The sequence below is a fragment of the Rhizobium sp. BK538 genome (assembly GCF_014197575.1).
Lineage (GTDB): Bacteria > Pseudomonadota > Alphaproteobacteria > Rhizobiales > Rhizobiaceae > Rhizobium.
In genome coordinates, this window is sequence record NZ_JACIFT010000029.1 from 26467 (window position 1) to 48227 (window position 21761).

Annotated in this window: 23 protein-coding genes and 1 pseudogene; 18 read left to right on the plus strand and 6 right to left on the minus strand. The window is 60.7% G+C overall.

Features of this window, described 5'->3' with window-relative positions:
* Nucleotides 1-11: 11 nt before the first annotated feature.
* Together FHX09_RS26420 and FHX09_RS26425 are read left to right on the plus strand one after the other, a co-directional pair.
* On the plus strand, nucleotides 12-329 hold the full coding sequence (locus tag FHX09_RS26420; protein ID WP_007790674.1) for a hypothetical protein: 318 nt from the start codon (nucleotides 12-14) through the stop codon (nucleotides 327-329).
* Nucleotides 330-394: 65 nt separating this feature from the next.
* Complete coding sequence (locus tag FHX09_RS26425; protein ID WP_007790671.1) at nucleotides 395-559, plus strand: Flp family type IVb pilin; 165 nt, start codon at nucleotides 395-397, stop codon at nucleotides 557-559.
* An 8-nt stretch (nucleotides 560-567) separates the two neighbouring features.
* Here the strand turns inward: FHX09_RS26425 and FHX09_RS26430 are convergent, their stop codons facing one another.
* A complete protein-coding gene (locus FHX09_RS26430) occupies nucleotides 568-1452 on the minus strand; it encodes a methyltransferase domain-containing protein (protein WP_037082237.1) in 885 nt (294 codons plus the stop codon).
* 120 nt (nucleotides 1453-1572) lie between these two features.
* On the opposite strand from FHX09_RS26430, the pseudogene FHX09_RS26435 reads away from it, so the two are divergent.
* The 4 genes and pseudogenes from FHX09_RS26435 to FHX09_RS26450 all read left to right on the plus strand — a co-directional run bounded on the left by FHX09_RS26435 (nucleotide 1573) and on the right by FHX09_RS26450 (nucleotide 3902).
* A pseudogene (locus FHX09_RS26435) lies at nucleotides 1573-2320 on the plus strand (ComF family protein).
* 32 nt (nucleotides 2321-2352) lie between these two features.
* Nucleotides 2353-2610, plus strand: a complete 258-nt coding sequence (grxC, locus tag FHX09_RS26440; protein WP_007790656.1) for a glutaredoxin 3 — start codon at nucleotides 2353-2355, stop codon at nucleotides 2608-2610.
* Between the two features lie 9 nt (nucleotides 2611-2619).
* Nucleotides 2620-3477: a carbon-nitrogen hydrolase family protein gene (locus FHX09_RS26445; protein WP_132594034.1), complete on the plus strand. Its 858-nt coding sequence runs from the start codon at nucleotides 2620-2622 to the stop codon at nucleotides 3475-3477.
* On the plus strand, nucleotides 3474-3902 hold the full coding sequence (locus FHX09_RS26450; protein WP_007790650.1) for a DUF1178 family protein: 429 nt from the start codon (nucleotides 3474-3476) through the stop codon (nucleotides 3900-3902). Before FHX09_RS26445 ends, FHX09_RS26450 begins: the two co-directional genes overlap by 4 nt.
* A gap of 1 nt (nucleotide 3903) precedes the next feature.
* Here the strand turns inward: FHX09_RS26450 and FHX09_RS26455 are convergent, their stop codons facing one another.
* Nucleotides 3904-4659 (minus strand): SDR family NAD(P)-dependent oxidoreductase, encoded by a 756-nt coding sequence (locus FHX09_RS26455; protein WP_007790648.1) that lies wholly within the window; start codon nucleotides 4657-4659, stop codon nucleotides 3904-3906.
* Nucleotides 4660-4951: 292 nt separating this feature from the next.
* Between FHX09_RS26455 and FHX09_RS26460 the strand changes: the two genes are divergently transcribed.
* The 6 genes from FHX09_RS26460 to FHX09_RS26480 all read left to right on the plus strand — a co-directional run bounded on the left by FHX09_RS26460 (nucleotide 4952) and on the right by FHX09_RS26480 (nucleotide 8861).
* Nucleotides 4952-5527 (plus strand): L,D-transpeptidase, encoded by a 576-nt coding sequence (locus tag FHX09_RS26460; RefSeq protein ID WP_007790646.1) that lies wholly within the window; start codon nucleotides 4952-4954, stop codon nucleotides 5525-5527.
* A gap of 170 nt (nucleotides 5528-5697) precedes the next feature.
* Entirely contained in the window at nucleotides 5698-5829 is a 132-nt protein-coding gene (locus FHX09_RS30145; RefSeq protein WP_081499031.1) for an ABC transporter, read from the plus strand.
* A gap of 151 nt (nucleotides 5830-5980) precedes the next feature.
* Nucleotides 5981-6559 carry a hypothetical protein gene (locus FHX09_RS26465; RefSeq protein WP_183722957.1) on the plus strand — a complete coding sequence of 193 codons (579 nt, stop codon included), beginning with the start codon at nucleotides 5981-5983 and terminating at the stop codon, nucleotides 6557-6559.
* Between the two features lie 64 nt (nucleotides 6560-6623).
* Nucleotides 6624-7211, plus strand: a complete 588-nt coding sequence (locus tag FHX09_RS26470) for a protein-S-isoprenylcysteine O-methyltransferase (protein WP_132594040.1) — start codon at nucleotides 6624-6626, stop codon at nucleotides 7209-7211.
* 10 nt (nucleotides 7212-7221) lie between these two features.
* Nucleotides 7222-8007, plus strand: coding sequence for a hypothetical protein (locus FHX09_RS26475; RefSeq protein WP_132594068.1), 786 nt, complete (start codon nucleotides 7222-7224; stop codon nucleotides 8005-8007).
* Nucleotides 8004-8861 (plus strand): SDR family NAD(P)-dependent oxidoreductase, encoded by an 858-nt coding sequence (locus FHX09_RS26480; RefSeq protein WP_132594042.1) that lies wholly within the window; start codon nucleotides 8004-8006, stop codon nucleotides 8859-8861. Before FHX09_RS26475 ends, FHX09_RS26480 begins: the two co-directional genes overlap by 4 nt.
* 32 nt (nucleotides 8862-8893) lie before the next feature.
* On the opposite strand, the gene ubiG is transcribed toward FHX09_RS26480, so the two are convergent.
* Nucleotides 8894-9640, minus strand: coding sequence for a bifunctional 2-polyprenyl-6-hydroxyphenol methylase/3-demethylubiquinol 3-O-methyltransferase UbiG (gene ubiG, locus FHX09_RS26485; RefSeq protein ID WP_132594044.1), 747 nt, complete (start codon nucleotides 9638-9640; stop codon nucleotides 8894-8896).
* A 190-nt stretch (nucleotides 9641-9830) separates the two neighbouring features.
* Here ubiG and FHX09_RS26490 point away from each other — a divergent pair, with 190 nt between their 5' ends.
* Nucleotides 9831-10799, plus strand: a complete 969-nt coding sequence (locus FHX09_RS26490) for a FecR domain-containing protein (RefSeq protein ID WP_132594046.1) — start codon at nucleotides 9831-9833, stop codon at nucleotides 10797-10799.
* On the opposite strand, the gene FHX09_RS26495 is transcribed toward FHX09_RS26490, so the two are convergent.
* The 3 genes from FHX09_RS26495 to FHX09_RS26505 form a co-directional block, all read right to left on the minus strand.
* Nucleotides 10796-13003: an adenylate/guanylate cyclase domain-containing protein gene (locus FHX09_RS26495; RefSeq protein ID WP_183722959.1), complete on the minus strand. Its 2208-nt coding sequence runs from the start codon at nucleotides 13001-13003 to the stop codon at nucleotides 10796-10798. The genes FHX09_RS26490 and FHX09_RS26495 overlap by 4 nt on opposite strands.
* Nucleotides 13004-13172: 169 nt before the next feature.
* The gene (locus FHX09_RS26500; protein WP_184450868.1) at nucleotides 13173-14276 is read right to left on the minus strand and encodes an NADH:flavin oxidoreductase/NADH oxidase; all 1104 of its coding nucleotides are present in this window, start codon (nucleotides 14274-14276) and stop codon (nucleotides 13173-13175) included.
* Between the two features lie 67 nt (nucleotides 14277-14343).
* A complete protein-coding gene (locus tag FHX09_RS26505) occupies nucleotides 14344-14556 on the minus strand; it encodes a hypothetical protein (protein WP_132594052.1) in 213 nt (70 codons plus the stop codon).
* Between the two features lie 370 nt (nucleotides 14557-14926).
* On the opposite strand from FHX09_RS26505, the gene FHX09_RS26510 reads away from it, so the two are divergent.
* The 5 genes from FHX09_RS26510 (at nucleotide 14927) to FHX09_RS26530 (ending at nucleotide 21678) form a co-directional block, all read left to right on the plus strand.
* Nucleotides 14927-16201 (plus strand): aspartate kinase, encoded by a 1275-nt coding sequence (locus FHX09_RS26510; RefSeq protein WP_007790625.1) that lies wholly within the window; start codon nucleotides 14927-14929, stop codon nucleotides 16199-16201.
* A gap of 90 nt (nucleotides 16202-16291) precedes the next feature.
* A complete protein-coding gene (ptsP, locus tag FHX09_RS26515) occupies nucleotides 16292-18559 on the plus strand; it encodes a phosphoenolpyruvate--protein phosphotransferase (RefSeq protein WP_007790623.1) in 2268 nt (755 codons plus the stop codon).
* A gap of 28 nt (nucleotides 18560-18587) precedes the next feature.
* Complete coding sequence (gene prfA / locus FHX09_RS26520) at nucleotides 18588-19667, plus strand: peptide chain release factor 1 (RefSeq protein WP_132594054.1); 1080 nt, start codon at nucleotides 18588-18590, stop codon at nucleotides 19665-19667.
* Nucleotides 19664-20545, plus strand: a complete 882-nt coding sequence (prmC, locus tag FHX09_RS26525) for a peptide chain release factor N(5)-glutamine methyltransferase (protein WP_132594056.1) — start codon at nucleotides 19664-19666, stop codon at nucleotides 20543-20545. The genes prfA and prmC overlap by 4 nt, the downstream gene beginning before the upstream one ends.
* A gap of 344 nt (nucleotides 20546-20889) precedes the next feature.
* Nucleotides 20890-21678: a DUF4167 domain-containing protein gene (locus FHX09_RS26530; RefSeq protein WP_132594058.1), complete on the plus strand. Its 789-nt coding sequence runs from the start codon at nucleotides 20890-20892 to the stop codon at nucleotides 21676-21678.
* Nucleotides 21679-21761: the final 83 nt, after the last annotated feature.

Below are 21761 nucleotides of genomic sequence, written 5' to 3' on the forward strand. Positions count from 1 at the left end.
AGGCTTGACGCATGGACGACGATTTCTGGAAAGCTGTGAGAGAGAAAGAACAGGCCTCGACTGCCTCGAGCAGAACGGGAGTGCTGAACATCGCGCTGCTGTTTGGTACGGCTGTTGTGGCCTTGACTTTGATCTTGACGCCGATGCTCGCCGACAAGTCCAAGTCGAGCGTCTTCGCGAGTGCGCCGTCCGAATTCGATACAATTACGACGGGCTCAATTCCGAAGACCGAGAGCGGCAAGCGCTATACGATCCGCCGGAGCGTCCTTCAGGAGACGCCAGGTTCCGTTTGCGTGGTGCAGGGTTACGGAAGCGGGGCTGGCTGCTGAGACTGGCGTTGCTGCAGCGGCAGCCGCAACGTGATAGATGACTGCCGCTTAGCGCCGAGGTGGGTATGCGAGTAGTAAGGGCATTTCTGGCAGACATCCGTGGCGCAACCGCGATCGAATACGGCCTGATTGCGGCCCTCATATCCGTCGCTCTCATTGGTGGGGCGCAGGTGCTTGGCGGTGATATCAACAGCATCTTGAGCTATATCGCCAACCAGTTCCCCAACTAAGCCGATTTCTATTGCTTCAGCTTATGCTCCTCGACCTTCAGCGCGTCGGCGAGCCTCACCTTTGCCGAGCCAGGGCGAAGCGGCTTTTGCTGGCTTTCGTGCGGCGCCCATCCCGAGACATAGATAATTGAGAAGGTCGCTCTGATCCGGCCGTCCGAATCGGCATAGCGTTCGGCATAGATTTCAGCCGCCCGCATGAAAAAGGCGCGCGTCAAAGGCTTGCGACTGCGCGCGACGAGCGGGTTGGTCATGCCCATTGCCCGCAGGTCCCTCATCAGCGGAAAGATCGAATCGTAGCGAACCGTATAGGTCTCGGCGTCGATCACCGGCAGGGCAAAGCCGGCGCGCTGCATCAGACCGCCGACATCGCGGACGTCAGCGAAGGGGATCACCCGCGGGCTCGCACCACCCGTCATCTCTATCTCGGTTGCGAGCAGCACCTCGCGCAATTCCTGCAACGTGCCCGACCCGGGAACCGCGGCAAGAAAGAGCCCATCTGGCTTGAGGGCGCGACGAATTTGGATGAAGACGCCGGGGGTGTCGTTGGTTAGGTGAAGGCTGAGCGGCGCCAGCACAAGGTTGACCGACTGCGGCTCCAGGGGAACCTCCTCCAGCGCGGCTTCGATGAAGGCCTCTTGCGCCTCAGCATAAGCTCGTTCGCTCTCGACGCGCGTCAGTTGTCCGATCTTGCCGGTCGCGATCGCAGCGCGGGCCGCAGCACCCGTGGCGCCATGGAGTTCGACCGCGTGCTCGAAGGTCCGTTCGACCACGGCGAGGCGCTCGCCGAGTTCTTCTGCGGCGATATCGAGGAGGAAGGTCGCCTTCGGGTCGTGGTTGAAAAGCGCGCGATGCCGGTTCGTGGCGATCCGGGCCTGGTCGAAGATGATATCCATGGCGCGTTGCATAGTCCCGCGGAACCAGTGCCGCAAGGCGATTTTCCTCAGAGGCGAAACGCGCTAGTCTTTCCCGACAGGGTTGAGGGGGCAATGGGACCTAGGAGATTGCCATTGCCCATGCAGCTGAAAGGGCTGCTTCTGATGCGTTCCTTCGGGCTGCTGGTTGACCTCGTCTATCCGCCGGGATGCGTGGTTTGCGGGACCGCCACCGGCCGCCACAACGGCCTTTGTCCGACGTGCTGGTCCAAAATGCGCTTCATTGAACGGCCGTATTGCGAAGTCCTTGGCATACCGTTCTCGCATGATCTTGGGTCTGGCATCCTCATGCTGAGGCGATTGCCAATCTGCCGCCTTTCGAGCGGCTGCGGTCTGCCGCTTTTCCTGACGAGCCGGTGCGCCAGCTGGTGCATGGTCTGATATGTCGCGACCGAACAGATCTCGCGCCGATGATGGCCGAGTGGATGCTCAGGGCGAGTGACGGGATGGTCGAGTGCTGTGACGCCATCTTGCCGATACCGCTGCATCGAAGCCGCATGTTTTCGCGCAAATTCAACCAGGCGGCCGAGCTGGCGCGTCATCTCGCGCAGCAATCCGGCAAGACGCTTTGCCTGCAACATTGATGCGTGTCAAACGCACCCGCCCTCAGGTGGGCCTCGGCGCAAAGGCGCGCGAAGAAAATGTTGGCAGTGTCTTTGCCATCGCCAAGGCGCGGGACAACGACGCCTTCGGCAAACGGCTTATCCTTGTCGACGATGTCTACACGACCGGTGCCACGGTTCCCGCGGCAGCGAAGGTATTGCGCAAGGCAGGAGCGGCGGACATCATGGTTTTGACCTTTGCAAGGGCTCTTTCAGAAACTATATGACGAAAAGATAACCTGTATTGTCTGGAGTCCTCATGGCACCCGTCACCATCTATACGCGCCAAGCCTGCGGTTATTGCGCGCGCGCCAAAACGCTGCTGTCCGAAAAGGGCGTCGATTTCGTCGAGCACGATGCAACCTCTGCGCCGGAGCTTCGCCAGGAGATGATCGGCAAGTCCAACGGTCGCACGACCTTCCCGCAGATTTTTATTGGCGAGCAGCATGTCGGCGGATGTGATGATCTCTATGCGTTGGATCGTGCCGGTGGGCTTGATCCTCTGCTTGCTGCGTAAGGAAGAGCGATGACGTTTACGGCGGCCGCCATCCAGATGTGTTCCGGCGTCGATCCCGAGAGGAACGCGGCGGCGATGGCGCGCCTCGTCCGCGAGGCTGCGGGCCTGGGCGCGACGTATGTGCAGACACCTGAGATGACAGGCATGCTGCAGCGCGACCGGGCGGCTGCCAAGGCCCTCCTGCGCGACGAAACCACTGATGTCATCGTCCGGACCGGTTCGGAGCTAGCACGGGATCTGGGCATCTTCATGCACGTGGGATCTACCGCAATCGCGCTGGATGACGGGAAGCTCGCCAACCGCGGCTATCTCTTCGGCCCTGATGGCAGGATCCTCAATCGTTATGACAAGATCCACATGTTCGACGTCGATCTCGACAACGGCGAAAGCTGGCGCGAGAGCGCGGCCTACCGCCCGGGGTCCGAGGTGCGCGTATTGTCGCTTCCCTTCGCCGAAATGGGCTTTGCGATCTGCTACGATGTTCGCTTCCCCGCACTTTTCCGCGCCCAGGCCGTTGCGGGCGCTGAAGTGATGACGGTGCCTGCCGCCTTCACGAAGCAGACCGGCGAAGCGCATTGGGAAATCCTGCTGCGCGCGCGCGCAATCGAGAACGGCGTTTTTGTGATTGCCGCTGCTCAGGCGGGTCGTCACGAGGACGGACGAGAGACTTTTGGTCATTCGATGATCATCGATCCGTGGGGCCGTGTACTGGCTTCGGCCGGCCCAACCGAGGAGGCCGTCATCATCGCCGACATTGACACCGCTGCCGTCAAGGCCGCCCATGACAAGATTCCGAACCTGAAAAATGGCCGTGATTTTTCCATCGAGAGGGTTACAGGGGCAGCTGCAGGAGGTGTGGCCGCTTGATCCGTTATTCCCTGCGTTGTGAAAATACCCATGAATTCGAAGGCTGGTTTTCCGAAAGCGCCGATTTCGATCGCCAGGTCGCATCAGGATTTCTAACCTGTCCCGTCTGCAATTCCGCGTCCATCTCCAAGCTCCTGATGGCGCCGTCCGTTTCGACGGCGCGCAAGAAGGACGAAATGCAGACGCTCGCGATGGATACGATGCGTCGGGACGCGTTCCAGAAGCTAAAAGAGGCTGTTGCGACGATCAAGGCGAATTCCGAGGATGTCGGAACACGGTTTCCCGAGGAAGCGCGCAAGATCCACTATGGAGAGAGCGACGCCCGCGGGATCATCGGGCAGACCACTATGGATGAAGCCCAAGCACTCCTTGAGGAGGGCATCGAGATTGCCGCCCTGCCTGTTCTGCCCGACGATGTGAATTAAGCTAGTGCGCGCTGTATGCTCCGTCCACGAGATGGTAGCTGCCGGTGATGAAGCTTGCTTGCTCTGACAATAGGAAGCAGACGAGCGCTGCCACTTCCTCCGGCGTGCCGCGCCGGCCCATCGGCTGCAGTGCCTCCATGCGGCGACTGCTCGCAATATCGCGATGTTCTGACGAAAGCGGTGTTTCAATCCAGCCGGGGCCGACCGCATTGATGCGGATGCCCAAGCGCGCATATTCGATAGCCGCGGCCTTTGTCAGCCCGACGACGCCGTGCTTGGCCGCCGTATAGGCACATGCAATTGGCAATGCGACGGCACCGAGCACGGACGACACGTTGACGATCGCCCCGCCACCGCCGGCCAGCATGGCCGCGATCTCGTACTTCATGCAGTAGAAAACGCTGTTGAGGTTGACGTCCATCAGTTTGTGCCAGTTGTCGAGCGGGTAGTCGCCCGTCGCCCTGCGCACGCCGTCGACGCCGGCATTGTTGACTGCAAGATGCGGGCCTCCGCACATTTCGGCGACCGTTGCAATCAGCTTTTCAACCGCCGCCGCATCGGTGACATCGACGACAAAATGGCGAGATTTGCCCCCCTTTCCGCGAATCTCCGCGGCAACGCGCTCTGCTGCTTCGGCATTGATATCCGCGACAACAACCTCCGCACCCTCCTCGGCCAATTGCCGGGAGATGGCCGCGCCGATGCCAGAGCCCGCGCCGGTGACAATCGCTACTTTTCCTTCGAAACCAAGATTCATCGTTTCTTGCTACCGCTCCCTGCAGCCAGACCAATTCAAACGCGAACAGTTGCAACCTGCCTGAAAGCCCGTGTAGGGCACCGGCGCTACGGCGCGAACCGTTCCAACCTAGCTTTGCGGCACCTGTTGCCGCAAGAGGCGCCCTCTGACGGGACGACATTATGAAGGACTTATACAACGATAGGGAGGTTTCTGCACAGAAGAGCGCTGCAGCGGTCCGCCGATGACTTGGCCAGAAAACAACGGGATGCTAAAGGAAAACGATAGGGCTCACCATTATCAGCAGGTAACGATGGATAACGACCATATTACGCGCCGTAGCCTAATCTTGGGCTGTGTGGCTTTGATGGCCTCTGGATGCACGACGGCGAGTTGGCCGATAGAGAATCCCTTTTCTTCGACGAGTTCCCGTATCCGGCGACGGGAGGTTGCATATTCGGGCAGCGAGCAGCCGGGCAGTATCGTTGTCAACACCTACGAACGCTACCTTTACTACGTCGAGCCAGAGGGCCGCGCGACACGCTATGGCGTCGCAGTCGGCGAGGAAGGTCTTACTCTGAAGGGCAATGCCGTTGTCGGGCGAAAGGCCGAGTGGCCATCGTGGACGCCGACTGCTAGCATGATCGAACGCAAGCCGCGGTTGGCGCAGTATGCCGGCGGGGTTCCCGGAGGGGAAAACAATCCTCTCGGTGCGGCGGCACTTTATCTCTACCGCGGCGGGCAGGATACCTACTTCCGAATCCATGGAACGAACGAGCCGTGGCTGATCGGACAGGCGGTGTCGAATGGTTGCATCCGTATGACCAATGAAGACATCGTTCACCTCTACGGTCGGGCGCCCGTGGGGACCAGCGTTTTGGTCATATGATACTTACATTTTGTATCGATATTGCCACCGTCTGTTAGCACTGCGGGTCGCTTGCGCGACGCGACGGGCGCACTGTGCCCTTTCTGCACTTGGCTTGGGGCTATTTTACCGCTATTAGTAGAATCGTTGCCTTCGATAACCTATTCCATGCTAACGGAGAGGACTACTTGATGAGCAGAATCCTAATAATGTGCCTTGTTGCGTTGTTTTCCGTTTCGAGCCTGACGGCTTGCGGATCAGTTGGTAAAGGCAAGGGCAAAGCCCCGCCGCCAGTGGCAGAGGCCGCACCAATCACCAAGTAACATCTGACCTTTGAGGAAGGGGGAGGGACTTCGTGGCCCCTCCCCCAAATCGTTGTCGGAGCCGGGCTGCCTGCGGGCAAATGCACAACCTTAGGCTGGCACTTTTGCGTGGTAGTCTGTGCTCATTCGATCTCGGAGATGAAGCGTAGTTATGACGCTTGCAAAAGGCCACCAATCCCTCCTGTTTCTCATCGCCCTCGCGCTCACATCTTGCCAATCGGACGACAAGCCGCCACAACCGAGGTTCACCTCGAACGCAAGTGGCGCGCAGGTCAGCAAAGCCTCCCAGCGGGAGGGCCAGTATTTCATCGAATTCCGTTCACGCTACGCGCTGACCTATGGCCATACCTATGCGGTCTTCGGGCGCCTGAACAAGTCCGGCGGGATGATCAATCCGCAGGTCGCCGGGCTTGCGCCTGCTTCTGAAGACGCCGCGCCTTACGTTCTCGGGCACTTCATTCCCGTTCCCGCGTCGACCGGAGCGACAGATGGAGACCTTGAAGAAGCCTATCGTTCGGCAAGTTGGCGCATATTGTTGACGGAAGCCGAGTACAACAAGACCGTCGCCTTCATTCGCCAACTGCAGGCAAAATCGAAGCTGTGGCAGGCCACGGTCGACAATTGCAACAATTTCGTCGGCGAGATCGCACGTTCCATGGGATACAAGACACCCAGCATCTGGCTTCGTCCGCAAGAGTTCATTACAAAGCTTCGAGAGATGAATACGTGACTGCGGAGCGAGCCCATCGGGTCATCGCGTCCGCATGATCGACGAAGGGCTCCGGTGATCTGAATTGAGTGTTGCTCTCATTGGTAAAATTGTGTGGGTACTTGGCATTATCGCCTGGTACGCAATTCGCTATCCTTCGGAACGTCGCGCGAGGCGAACGAGGGTCGTCAGCGACCGTCGTTCGGGAGTTGAATCGGTAGGTCTTTCGGCCGCGCTCCTGGGGCTTGCCTTCGTTCCCGGCTTCTATGTCGCGACGGGGAGGCCGGAGGCTGCCGACTATACGGCGCATTCATGGGCGGTGATCCTTGGCGCAATATTGTTTTGCACAGCCATGTGGGTCTTCCGCAGGACGCATAAGGCGCTCGGCCGCAACTGGTCGATCACCCTGCAGATTCGCGAGAAGCACGAGCTGATTTCCCACGGTCCCTACGCATTTGTGCGCCACCCCATGTACACGTCCTTTCTGCTGATGGCGCTCGGCCAGGTATTTCTGCTGGCAAATTGGGTGGTTGGGCTGGCGGGCGTGATCGGCTTCGCAGTCCTCTACTTTTTGCGGGTGGACAAGGAGGAGCGCATGATGCTGGAGATTTTTGGCCCTGAGTATCGTGCCTACATGGACCGGACAAAGCGAATTATCCCCTACATCTACTAGAGGACGCATGATGCGGGGACGTGCCATCAAGCTTTCGCCATCACGACGTCTGGTCGGAGACCTCATGCGGTTCTCGATCGGCGTGCCGCGCGTCACGGTGCAGCGGCAGATGAACCTCGGGCCATTACAGCAAGCGAGGATGGCGCAACAGAGCAAGACATCCTGGACCGTGTTGTTCCTGAAGGGTTATGCGCTTCTCAGCCAGGACGTGCCGGAACTGCGGCGCGCTTATGTCAAGCTGCCCCGGCCCCAGCTCTACGAATATCCGGTCAGTATTGCCTCCGTTGCTCACGAGCGCGAGCACGAGGGCGAGCGGATCGTGCTATTGAGCACGATCCAAGATCCGGAGCATCGGTCAATAGGGGAGATCGAGGAACTGTTTCTGGCCGCCAGGTCAAAGCCTGTTCAGGAGATCAAGCAGTTCCGCAAGGCTCTGAAATTTGCGCGCGCGCCTGGCCCGATTCGTTGGCTGCTGATGTGGCTGGGGCTCAACCTCGGGCGGCAGCGCGGACGCCGCTTCGGTACATTCCAGCTGTCGGTCTATTCGGGCCTGGGCGCAGAATCGCTGAACCCGCTGACGCCGCTGACCACCATTTTCAATTATGGCCCGATTTCCGAAGACGGAACGGTCACCGTCCGCATCCACTATGACCATCGGGTGATGGATGGCGCCAATGTAGCCCGCGCCCTGATTCGCTTCGAAAACATTTTGAACGGAGCCATCACGGATGAAGTCCGAGACATGGCTTCAAGTGGAGCGATCCCCGGCGAGGCGGCGTCGGGAAAGGCATCATGACTGACAAACAACGTGAAACATTGCGCCCCGCCGTCGTCGTGGTCGGCGCGTCCCGCGGCATTGGCCGGGCGATCGCTAAGGTCGCCGCATGCGAAGGTGCGATTGTCGTCCTCGTTGCGCGGTCGTTGGACGGGCTGGCTGCCGCCGCAGACGATGTGAAAGCGGCCGGTGGCGAAGCATCCACCTTCTCGCTCGACCTTCTCGCGGTCGACGCCTCGACGCGACTGAAGGACTTCCTCACGGCCAACGGCTTGGTCTGCGACGTTTTGGTGAACAGTGCCGGCTATGGTTTGCGCGGTCCGGCGACAGCGCTTCCGATTGCAGACCAGCTCGGCATGGTCGACGTCAACATTCGCGCGCTGACCGATATGACGCTGCATTTCCTGCCGGGAATGGTGGCCCGTGGGCGCGGCGGCGTACTCAACCTCGGTTCCATTGCCGGCTTCACCCCGGGTCCGAACATGGCGCTGTACTACGCCAGCAAGGCCTTCGTTCGCTCCTTTTCGGAGGCGTTGCATCAGGAAGTCAAATCGACGGGCGTGACGGTGACCTGTGTCGCGCCCGGACCTGTTGCGACGGAGTTCCTGGAGCGGTCAGGCGCGGGCCGGGCTGCACTGTTCAAGATCCTGCCCAAGCTCAGCTCCGACTATGTGGCCGAGCGCGCGTGGCGCGGGTTCAAATCCGGCCGTCGCCTGGTGGTGCCAGGTCTTTCGGCAAAGTTGGCGGCTTTCGTGGCATCGTCGCTGCCGTCGGCGGCGAAGGTGCGCTTGATCGGTCGTCTGCAACGACGCAGTCGCGACCTGTGCCCATGCGGCTCCGGCAAACCCTTCAAAGAATGCTGTGGCTCACGGTAGGCACGCCGAGGGGCATCTGCCCCCCGCAAACTCTATACGGTACGTTTCGCCAGCATCATGTAGTTTACGTCCATGTCCTTCGACAGATTCCACTGATTTGACAGCGGATTGAAGAAGACGCCCGTGCGATCGATGATCGAGAGGCCGTTTGCCGTCACGGGCTTTTCGATCTCTTCCGGACGGACCAGCTTCTCATACTGATGCGTGCCACGCGGCAGCCACCGCAGGATATTTTCTGCGGCAAAAATGGCGAGTGCGGCTGCCTTCATCGTCCGATTGATAGTCGCGACGAACATCAGGCCACCCGGGCGAACCATCCCGGCGCAGGTGGTCAGGAAAAAATCGACGTCGGCGACGTGTTCCACGACTTCCATGTTGAGGACGATGTCGAAAGTTTCGCCGGCCTCCGCAAGTTGTTCGGCCGTCACCGCCCGATAATCGACAGGCACACCGGAGGCCTTCGCATGCGTCGAGGCAATGCCGATGTTCTTCTCCGATGGATCCGCACCAACGACGCTGGCGCCCATCCGCGCAACCGGCTCCGACAGCAAGCCGCCACCGCAGCCGATATCGAGGACGCGAAGACCGTCCAGCGGCTTCGCGCTACGGATGTCGCGTCCGAAGTTTTCCGCTGCTCTGTCGCGGATGTAGGCGAGCCGTACGGGATTGAACTTGTGCAGCGGCTTGAACTTGCCGGTAGGGCTCCACCATTCCGCCGCCATCGCCGAGAAGCGGTCCACCTCTTCCTGATCGATCGTGCTTTTTGCCGCTTCGCTCATGTTTCCGTCCTCGCATTTCGTTTCGAGTGAAGTCGGACGAAGCTGTGAGGAAGTCAAGAGCTGACCGCGGACGCAGTGTCGCAAGCAACTTTCAAATGAGGCGAACTGCAGCGCAGCCTACACCAAGAAGATGAGGAGACGTTAAAGTTAACAATATGCTAATATACTGACAGTTTGTTGGGGATCGACCATGTCACGCTTCTGTGGTGCTGTCGCTGCAGGTATCCTTTTTGCTTTGTTTGGCCCGATGCAGGCCTTTTCCGCCGAGCCGGTGGGGCAGGCGACACTGATCCGCACCGAGGTGACGGGTGAAACCGGTCCGCTCGTCGTTCGATCGCCGGTTCACCGCGACGAGCGCATCCGAACCTCTAAATCGGGCCTCGGGCAGTTCATATTCAAGGACGGTACGAAGCTCGCTGTCGGCGCTGGCTCGACGGTTGTGATCGACAAGTTCGTCTATGACGATTCCGCCTCTGTGAAGCGCCTTTCGATCAAGGCGGCGAAGGGGACGTTCCGATGGATCAGCGGCAATTCTGCCTCCTCGGCCTATTCGATCGTGACGCCGGCCGGGACAATCGGGGTACGTGGCACGGCCTTCGATTTCTACGTCGGAGCCAACGGCACGACCGCCATCGTATTGCTCAACGGAGCGGCGAGCTTCTGCGGCCCGGGCGGCTGCAGACAGTTGCGTCAGCAGTGCGATTGCGTGATTGCAACACGCGGCGGCAGGATGACCGATCCCAGCCAGGTCGACCGCCGTACACTCCAGACACTCAGCAATCCGCGAGCACTGCCATTCCTTTCGGGGGATCAGCAGCTTTCCGGGGCGCTTGGCGGCATCCGCACCAGTTGTGGGTTGGCATCGCTGCGCCAGGACCGCCAGGATCGGCCGCAGCCACAACAACGGCAGGAGCGACCTGCGCCACAGGCACCACAGCAAGCACCGCAGGCTCCACAGCAGACGCCGCAACAGCCACAGCAACAGGCACCGGACACGCCAGATCCGCCAGATAAACCGGACAAGCCTGATCATCATCATGACCGGGATCACCACGGTCGAGACCACCATGATCGCGATCATCGCGGACATGGCGGGGACGACAACGATCACGATCGCGACGGTCGTCGTGGTCGCGAAGGCCGAAGCGGTAATTATTAAGGTTCAAGATGCACCTTGGGTTCGCGCGGCAAGCCCGCATGAGTGCTGTCATCGTCGTTGCCGGGACTGTCACGGAAGTGTGCGGCCCGGCGCCCAAGGCGGCTGTAAAACTGAGGTAGAGTTGCTGTTAGTTCCGCCGCCTTGAGCTTGGCGACGCTGAGCATTTTCCGGCTCTCCGCCGAATGGGCGCGCAGTGCCGTGACAAGCTCGGTGTGAATGCGCTGCATGTCAGCAAAGGCGCTGGAGCTTCGAACCTGTTCGCCGCCGATAACTGCATAAAGGTGCGCTCTGCTGCTCTTGCCCTTCAGTCCAAGTAGGCCGGCGTCGAGGAGCGCAAAATGCAACAACTCGCCAGCCGTGTTCTCGGAGACGAGAATGTCGAAACCAACCTCCTTGCAGGCGGACTCGATGCGTGCCGCGACGTTGACGGCATCGCCGACAGCGGAATAGTTGAAGCGCGTCTCGGCCCCCATGTTGCCGACGCAGGCAAGGCCTGTATGAATGCCGATACCGATGCCAACTTGGTACTCCTTGCCGAAGCCGAAGGCATCCGATGCGTTAAGTGTGGCGAGCGTCTCACGCATCGCAAGGGCTGCTCGGACCGCCTTGGCAGGATGGTTCAGGACATCCACCGGAGCGTTCCAGAAGGCCATGATCGAGTCGCCGATAAACTTGTCGAGCGTGCCTTCATTGGCGGTCACGTGGCGGCTCAGCGCATCGAGCAACGTGTTCAAGAAGCGGACGACTTCGGCCGGCTGCAGCCGCTCGCTGAGTTCGGTGAAACCGCGAACGTCGACGAACATCACGGTCAGTTGGCGGTCGTCGCCTCCGAGGCGCATCGCATCGCGGGTGTGCTCGATCCGATAAAGCAGTGAGGGTGAAAGATATTGCCCGAAGGCGCGGCGGACTTCGCGCCGTTCGCGGTCGATGACGAGAATGCGAAAGGAGGTCGCGGCGAAATGGATGATCGAGCCGGCGATGATTGGTGCGAGCGGATCCAAAAGCAGGCCCCAGGCAGAAAAGGCAAACCATGAGGCAGCAAGCGCCAGCGCCGTAATGCAGAGGCCACAGGCGAGCGCTACGGCCGGGCTGACGAAGGTGGTCAGCACAACCAGGATCGTGCCCAGCACGGCAATCGCAAGGATTTCCATTCCATCCGCCCAGTCGGGCCGGGAGAGAAAATGACCGGTCAGGATCTGCTCGACGGTCTGGGCATGCATGGAAACACCAGGGACGTTCTGGCCGAGAGCCGTCGTCCGGATATCCTGCAGACCGGCCGAGGACGTCCCGACAAAGACGATGCTTCCTTCGATGGCGGCAGCGATTTGCGGATCGACGCCCTGCGGGGCCAGGATCTTGCCGGCGGAGATATAGCGTTCTGCAACATCGGGACTGGTATACAGCCACAGTTCGCCGCTGGCCGTCACCGGCACGATGAACTCGCCGATCTTGGCCGATGTCAGTGTGTCGGGAGCTTCGGGGGCGGCCGCCAGCACATAGGTTGAAGCGCCTTGGGCAACGCGCAGAGCCTCGATCGCCAGATTCGGATAGAGTTGCTCGCCGTCCGTCAAAAAGAGCGGCACCTTGCGTACGACAGCGGAGGGATTGCCGGGATTGAGGCTGATATGGCCGAGGCCCGCGGCATTGATCTGCAATTGTGGGCGTATCGGGGTCGCTGCATCGAGGCGGGGAGGAGCGTTAACTGGGCTTTCGCCGGTAAAGGCAAAGCCCGCCTTGACCGGTGGTCGGTAGCTACCCTCGGTCGTCAGGCCGAAGCCGAGCACGACGGGGCGTCCGGCGATCGCCTCGGCGAAAAACTCGTCATTGTCAGGCAGGCGGTTTAGCAACGTTGGGTCAACGCCGGCAACATCGCGCATGACGGTGCGCGGCGAGAGGCGGTCAGGCTCGGCGAACAGGACGTCGAAGGCGATCGCAGCAGCACCCAGATCCGATAGCCGTTCTACGAGAACGGCCAGCCGGTCGCGCGGCCAGGGCCACTGGCCGAACTCCTTGAGCGATGCCTCGTCGATGTCGATAATGCGGACCGGCGTTGGCTCGAAAGCGCGTGGTGAAATGCGCTGATATTCGTCGAAGGTGATGTCGCGGATCTGCCGCAAGAGTGGCGGATCGCTTGCCCGCAGCACCGTGAAGGCCGCGACAATGGCGAGGCCAATGATTACGCCGATTTGCTGCGCACGCGTCATATGCGATCGAAGCCCTTGCGTCGGAGCCGATGGACGCAGATGGACGGCCGGCGTCTTCTCGGCGCAGTCAGGCTGCCTGTTTCCGTGGCGTGATGCAACTGCGCCTTTCGGGCGGTTGGAGCTCCGACATATAGTCCCGGCTGAATGCTTACGGGGCCGGTGCGCGCCGTCAGGTCATGAACAGCGATTTGAACTGCGGAGGCTGGCAGCGGAGATATTGATTGGCGGCCTTCACCTTGCCGCCGAGTTTTGCTGCAGCGTGCCAGGGCCAACGAGGATCGTAGAGCACCGCGCGGGCGAGAGCGATCAGATCGGCATCGCCGGTAGCGACAATAGCCTCGGCCTGTATAGGCTCGGTGATCAGGCCAACTGCGACAATAGGTATATCGACGGCAGATTTGATCGCACGTGCAAGCGGCACTTGGTAGTTGGGCGCGACAAGAATCTGCTGGGCCGAATGCAACCCTCCGCTCGATACGTGGATTGCATCGCACCCCCTTGATTTGAGATTCTGGGCAAAGGTTATGACTTGGTCGATGTCCAGGCCGCCCTCCACCCAGTCTGTCGCTGAGACCCGCATCGTGACAGTTCTGTCGGACGGCAAGGCCGCTCTGACGGCATCGAAGACTTCAAGCGGAAACCGCATGCGGTTTTCGAGCGAGCCGCCATACTCGTCGGAACGGTGATTGGATAGCGGCGATAGGAACTGATGCAGCAAATAGCCGTGCGCGCCATGAATTTGAACGGCATCGATGCCGATCCTTGCTGCGCGTACGGCCGCGGCAGCGAAGGCGTCCCGCACGCGCTTCAGGCCTTCCTGGTTCAGCGCCGTCGGCGGCACATAGTTGGGATTGAAAGCGATCGCCGATGGTGCCTGGGTCTGCCAGCCATGCGAATGATCGGGTGGGAACTGCGCGCCACCGCGCCACGGAACCTCCGTGGATGCCTTGCGGCCTGCATGGGCAAGCTGAACGGCAATTGGTATATCGGACCAGCGGCGGATGGCTTCGAGAGTGCGGGCCATCGCCGCTTCGGCGGCATCGTCGTAGAGCCCGACATCCGCAAATGTGATCCGCCCTTCGGGAACGACAGCCGTCGCCTCAATGGTCAGCAACGCCGCGCCCGACAAAGCCAGCTGGCCGAGATGGATCATATGCCAATCGGTCATGCAGCCATTTTCGGCAGAGTACTGGCACATCGGCGCAATCACGATCCGATTTGCAAGCTCAACATTGCGGACGCGAAACGGGGTGAACAGTACGGGTTGTGACAAGCTTGATCCCCTCTAAAATACGGACGCAAGGCGGGACGGGCGCCGGTTCTTCTGTCGTCCTGATATGCTAATGAACGGTGCCGGAACGGAGGCCCATCGTCAGCCTGAATTCGATCTCTGCGACGATTTGAACGGCTTCCTCGACAATTTCATCGGCGACCGGATTGGCTGCTTCGGCCACATCGTCAAGACTGTCTCGCAAAAGTGCCTGCACCCGCGTCATCGCCACGCAGAGCTTCGTGTTCTCGTTCGCATTGGCAAGAGGTTTCAGGATTACCATCAGTCCTTCTAGGTGCACCAAGCTCCGCCGGCGCTCAGCGTGGTTCATTTCGCGCAAAACAAATCGCTCCCTATGCTGTCCTGTCTGCGTCAAAGGTGAAGGCCGATGGGGGAATTAGCGCCGCGCCCACCCACTTCAAGGATAGCCATCCGCCTTCGGCGCCAGCACGCCGCCATTCTCCGTTCCACACCTTGCCACCCCCCCACAAACTCGCTAAGAGACGCGGCAACTTGGGCCCTTGGGGCGCAAGGCTTTAGAAGGGTTCCAGAAACTCCCAATTCCTGGCTCTTCGGCCGTGCGGTTCCGTGTGGGGCTCGTGATGCCGGGTCTGGCTTTGGTCTCTCTCGGCACTAGGTCGTGGTAGAGGCATATGGCACGCATCGTAATGAAATTCGGCGGAACCTCCGTCGCTGACCTGGACCGCATCAAGAACGTTGCCCGCCATGTGAAACGTGAAGTCGATGCCGGCCATGAAGTGGCGGTCGTCGTATCCGCCATGTCCGGCAAGACCAACGAACTGGTCGGCTGGGTGCAGGGAACGCCGAAGGTCGTTGGCGCCAATTCGCCGTTCTACGATGCGCGCGAATATGATGCGGTCGTCGCGTCGGGCGAGCAGGTGACCTCCGGATTGCTCGCGATCGCGCTGCAGGCGATGGATATCAACGCCCGCTCCTGGCAGGGCTGGCAGATCCCGATCCGCACTGACAATGCCCATGGCGCCGCGCGCATTCTCGATATCGATGGCTCCGACATCATCAAGCGCATGAGCGAGGGGCAGGTGGCCGTCGTCGCCGGCTTCCAGGGCCTCGGCCCCGACAACCGCATCGCGACGCTTGGCCGCGGTGGCTCCGATACGTCGGCGGTGGCGATCGCCGCTGCGGTCAAGGCCGATCGCTGCGATATCTATACCGATGTCGACGGCGTCTATACGACGGACCCGCGCATCGTGCCGCAGGCACGCCGCCTGAAGAAGATCGCCTTCGAGGAAATGCTCGAAATGGCTTCGCTTGGCGCTAAGGTTCTGCAGGTGCGTTCCGTGGAACTCGCTATGGTGCACAAGGTTCGTACCTTCGTGCGCTCCTCTTTCGAAGATCCCGATGCTCCGGGCATGGGTGATTTCCTGAATCCGCCCGGAACGCTGATTTGTGACGAGGATGAAATCGTGGAACAGGAAGTAGTCACCGGCATCGCCTATGCCAAGGATGAGGCTCAGATCTCGCTTCGCCGTCTTGCCGACCGGCCGGGTGTTTCCGCGGCGATCTTCGGACCGCTGGCCGAAAGCCACATCAACGTCGACATGATCGTCCAGAACATTTCCGAAGACGGCTCGAAGACCGACATGACCTTCACGGTTCCGTCGGGCGATGTCGAAAAGGCGATCAAGGTTCTCGGCGAGAACAAGGAAAAGATCGGCTACGACGTCGTTCAGAACGAATCGGGCCTGGTGAAGGTGTCGGTCATCGGCATCGGCATGCGCAGCCATGCGGGCGTCGCCGCCACCGCGTTCAAGGCACTGGCCGACAAGGGCATCAATATCAAGGCCATTACCACGTCGGAGATCAAAATTTCGATCCTGATCGACGGTCCTTATGCGGAACTCGCTGTCAGGACTTTGCATTCCTGCTACGGTCTGGATAAGAACTGATTCTGAACAGGCTTGCCGCGCGTTCAAGTTGAAAAGTCACGCGGCTGTTGGCTGTGAGACTTTGATGTTTGTTTTGGAGCTTGAGACGCAATGAGAGACCTTTCGGGCGGTCCGCGCGTGCTGCTCAAGCGGCTGCGCGAGTTGATGGCGGAGCCGCTGGAGCCGCAGGAGCGTCTCGATCGGATCGTTCGCCAGATTGCAGCTAACATGGTGGCGGAGGTGTGCTCCGTCTACGTGTTGCGCGCCGACGGCGTTCTCGAGCTCTATGCAACCGAAGGTCTGAAGAAGGAAGCGGTCCACCTGTCCCAGCTCAAGATGGGCCAGGGTCTGGTCGGCACGATCGCCGCATCGGCGCAGCCGCTCAATCTCTCCGACGCGCAATCGCATCCGGCCTTCCGCTACCTGCCTGAAACCGGCGAAGAGATCTATCATTCCTTCCTCGGCGTGCCGATCCTGCGCACCGGCCGTTCGCTCGGCGTTCTGGTCGTGCAGAACAAGGCAAGCCGCACCTATCGCGAAGAAGAGCTCGAAGCGCTCGAGACGACCGCGATGGTGCTTGCCGAGATGATCGCCACCGGCGAGCTCAAGAAGATCACCAAGCCCGGCCTCGAACTCGACCTGACACGTTCGGTGACCATCGACGGCGACACCTATAACGAAGGTATCGGCTTGGGTTACGTCGTGCTGCACGAGCCGCGTATCGTCGTCACCAACCTGCTGAACGAGGATTCCGAGAAGGAAATCCGCCGTCTCAGCGAGGCGCTCGGATCGCTGCGCATCTCGATTGATGACCTTTTGTCGCAGCGTGACGTTTCGATGGAGGGCGAGCACCGCGAGGTTCTCGAAACCTACCGCATGTTCGCCTATGACCAGGGCTGGGTGCGCAAGCTCGAGGAAGCGATCCGCAACGGCCTGACGGCGGAAGCCGCGGTCGAGAAGGTGCAGAGCGACACCAAGGCGCGCATGATCCGCATGACCGATCCCTATTTGCGGGAGCGGATGCACGATTTCGAAGATCTCGCCAACCGGCTGCTGCGGCAGTTGACCGGCTATACGGGCCGCACCGCGGGGGATGGTTTCCCGAGCGACGCCATTATCCTGGCGCGTGCGATGGGCGCGGCCGAGCTACTGGATTATCCGCGCGCCAATGTGCGCGGCCTGGTGTTGGAAGAAGGCGCGGTGACGAGCCATGTGGTGATCGTCGCGCGTGCCATGGGCATTCCCGTTATCGGCCAGGCGGCGGGCGTGGTGGCGCTTGCCGAAAACGGCGATGCCGTCATCATCGATGGCGATGGCGGGCATGTGCATCTTCGCCCCATGCCGGAGCATCAGCGTTCCTACGAGGAAAAAGTGCGGTTCCGCGCCCGTCGGCAGGAGCAGTTCCGGGCGCTGCGCTCCGTCGAGCCGCGCACCAAGGACGGGCAGCGCGTGTCGTTGATGATGAATGCCGGGCTGCTGGTCGATTTGCCGCAGCTTTCGGACTCGGGCGCCGAAGGCATCGGGCTGTTCCGCACCGAGCTGCAGTTCATGATCGCCTCCACGATGCCGAAGGCGGAAGAGCAGGAGCTGTTCTATCGCAACGTGCTGAAGCAGGCGGCCGGACGGGTCGTGACGTTCCGCACGCTTGATATCGGCGGCGACAAGGTCGTTCCCTATTTCCGCGGCCATGAAGAAGAAAATCCGGCTCTCGGCTGGCGGGCGATCCGCCTGTCGCTCGATCGTCCGGGTCTGTTGCGCACGCAGCTGCGCGCCATGCTGAAGGCGGCGGCCGGCATCGAGCTGAAGCTGATGGTGCCGATGGTGACCGAGGTTTCCGAGATCGCTGCGGTGCGTGAGCTTCTGCAGAAGGAAGTGCAGCATCTCTCCCGCTTTGGCCATGGCCTGCCGCGCAAGCTGCAGTTCGGCGCGATGCTGGAGGTGCCGGCACTGCTCTGGCAGCTCGACGAACTGATGTCGGCGGTCGATTTCGTCTCGGTCGGCTCGAACGACCTGTTCCAGTTTTCGATGGCGGTCGATCGCGGCAATGCGCGCGTTTCCGACCGCTTCGATCCGCTTGGCAAGCCGTTCCTCAGGATCCTGCGCGACATCGTGCGGGCGGGCGAGCGCAACAACACGCCGGTGACGCTGTGTGGCGAGCTTGCCGGCAAGCCGATCTCGGCAATGGCACTGCTCGGCATCGGCTTCCGTTCGGTATCGATGTCGCCGGCGTCAATCGGTCCGGTGAAGGCGATGTTGCTCGGTCTCGACGCCGAGGCGCTGGCAAAGGTGATGAACGAGGCGCTTGACGATACCAAGTCAGCGACCCCGATGCGTGACGTGCTTGCCCACTTCGCCGATGCTCACAATATTCCTCTTTAGTTCAAGACAAGCAGAATCGGAGTGAAGGGTGGCGAAGCTTCCCGTTGAAAAGATGCGCGAGCTGGAACGCCGTTTTGGCGAGATCGAAGCGCGCATGTCGGCTGGCCCCTCGGCCGATGTCTACGTCAAGCTCGCCTCCGAATATTCAGAGCTGCAGCCCGTCGTTACGAAGATCCGCGCCTACGAGAAGGCAATTGCGGAGCTTGCGGACCTCGAAACCCTGCTGAATGACAAATCAGTCGACCGCGAGATGCGCGATCTGGCCGAGCTGGAGCTGCCTGAGGTGAAGGAGCGGCTGGAAGCGCTGGAGCAGGAAATCCAGATCCTGTTGCTGCCGAAGGACGCCGCCGACGAAAAGAGCGCGATTTTGGAAATCCGCGCCGGAACCGGTGGTTCGGAAGCCGCACTCTTTGCCGGCGACCTGTTCCGGATGTATGAGCGCTATGCCGCCGCTCACGGCTGGAAGGTGGAAGTGCTGTCGTCGAGCGAAGGCGAAGCTGGCGGTTTCAAGGAAATCATCGCGACGATCACCGGCAAGGGCGTGTTCGCCAAGCTGAAGTTCGAATCCGGTGTCCATCGCGTCCAGCGCGTGCCGGAAACGGAAGCGGGGGGCCGCATCCATACCTCGGCCGCGACGGTGGCGGTTTTGCCGGAGGCGGAGGAGATCGACATCGAGATCCGGCCGGAAGACATCCGCATCGATACGATGCGCTCCTCCGGTGCTGGCGGTCAGCACGTCAACACCACCGACTCCGCGGTGCGCATCACCCACCTGCCGACCGGCATCGTCGTCACCAGCTCGGAGAAGTCTCAGCACCAGAACCGCGCCAAGGCGATGCAGGTTCTGCGCTCGCGGCTCTATGACGCCGAGCGTCAACGCGCCGACAGTGAGCGTTCTGCCGACCGCAAGAGCCAGGTCGGCTCCGGTGACCGTTCCGAGCGCATCCGCACCTACAACTTCCCGCAGGGGCGGGTGACGGACCACCGCATCAACCTGACGCTCTACAAGCTCGACCGGATGATGGTCGGCGAGATCGACGAGGTGGTTGACGCGCTGATGGCCGACTATCAGGCGAGCCAGTTGGCTCAACTCGGCGAGCAGCAATGAGCATGAGCGGGAAACAGGCCGAGCCTACGGTTTCCCAAATGCTGGCTGAGGCTCGGCGTCGCTTCACCGAAGCCGGCATAGAGAGCGCTGCCGCGGATGCTCGTGTGCTGGTCGCAGGGCTGCTTGGACTCTCGACGACTGCTATCGTGACGCGCGGTGGCGAGACCGTCGCCACGGAGCAGGCGGCCTTGCTCGAGCAAGCGATCGAGCGCCGGCTGGCGCATGAGCCGGTTCATCGCATTCTTGGCGAACGCGAGTTCTATGGCCTGCCACTATCTTTGTCGGCGGAAACCCTTGAGCCCAGGCCCGATACGGAAATTCTCGTCGATACGATGCTTCCTTATCTGCGCGATCTTGCAAATACCGAGGGCCGTATCCATATCCTTGATCTAGGAACCGGAACCGGGGCGATATGCCTGGCGCTATTGAGCGAATGTCCGGAAGCGTCAGGCGTCGGCAGCGATATATCGACCGATGCGTTGAGGACGGCGAAATCAAACGCGGAAAGAAACGGATTACAGGATCGCTTCGAAGCCATTCGGTCCAGCTGGTTTGAAAACATCCACGGCGCGTTTCATGCGATTGTCTCAAATCCGCCCTATATCGCTTCTAAGGTTGTTCACACTCTCGCTCCCGAAGTGACGAAATTTGATCCACCTGCCGCACTGGATGGCGGCGCGGATGGGCTTGACGCCTACAGAACCATCGCCAAGGATGCGGCAAGGTTCATGCAGCCGAATGGCGTTGTGGGACTTGAGATCGGCTACGACCAGCGAAGCGACGTGACAGACGTTTTCGAGGCTGAAGGCTTCAAGCTTCTGGAATCCGTAAAGGATTACGGCCAGAATGACCGGGCGCTTGTGTTCGCGCTCAAGTGATGCGCGGCAACCCAAAGCATTGAACAGGACATTGGTGTCATTGCGAAGAAAAGGCTTGGATTTCCACGGGAAGCAATATAGGTTGACCCCACGCGTTGGAGAGATAGGACAGAACGACGAGTCGTTCGATACTAGCTCGGCCTAGGGGGTCCGCTCTTTTAAACGAGAGCTTCAAAGGTTGAACACGACCCAACGCGTGAATCAGTCAAACTGACTTGAGAACAAGCGGCAGGTTGGCGCGAAGGCGCAGTATGCTTGCGGCACGAGGGCCCTGAGCCGGTGAACCGGCCACGGCGGTTGGTGCCATAACTCCACAACAAACAGAGAATTCAGGTGAACGATCTATGAGGCCAGGACAGCAGAACAAGCGCGGTCGCGGGCGTGGCAACAACGGCGGCGGCGGTGGTGGAAATAACAATAACAACAACTTCAACCGCAAGGGTGGCAATCCGCTGACGCGGACTTATGACAGCTCCGGCCCAGACGTTAAGATCCGTGGTACCGCGCAGCATATCGCTGAAAAGTATGCGCAGCTCGCTCGCGACGCGCAGAGCTCGGGTGACCGTGTCATCGCCGAAAACTACCTGCAACACGCCGAACACTACAATCGCATCATTGCCGCCGCACAGGCGCAGATGCAGGAGCGCTTTCAGCGCGACGACCGTAATGAATTCAGTGAAGGCGCCGAGCGCGAAGGAGACGACGTCGAGGGCATCGACAACGACGACGTCGTCATCGTCCAGCCGCCGCGTCAGCAGCACGAGCATCAGCAGCGCCGTTCGGACGAGCAGTCGCAGCGTCGCCGCGATGAACAGCCGCGTCGCAACGACGAGCAACCTCGCCAGCCGCGGCGTCAGGAACCGCAGCCAGCTCCGGTTGAAGCCGTTGCTGTAGCGCCGCAACCCGAAGTCATCGATGGCAGCGGTCCGCAGCCGGAGATCGAAGGTATCCCGGTGGAGGTTTCGATGGACGAGGAAAGCGCCGCAGGCCAGCCGCGCGAACGTCAGCCACGTCGCCGCACTGCCGGCAGCCGCCCGCGTCGTTCGCGTCGCGCTGCGGAAGGCGAGGCTCAGGATGAGGGAGAAGCCACTTCCGGCGAACCGCCCGTCCTGGTAGACGTCACCTCGGATTAATGGATTGCACTTGCCCTTAGGAAGACGTGGGGCCCTCCAGGAGAAGTGGGGAGTGAATGAGAGGCCGTCCTGGGACGGCCTCT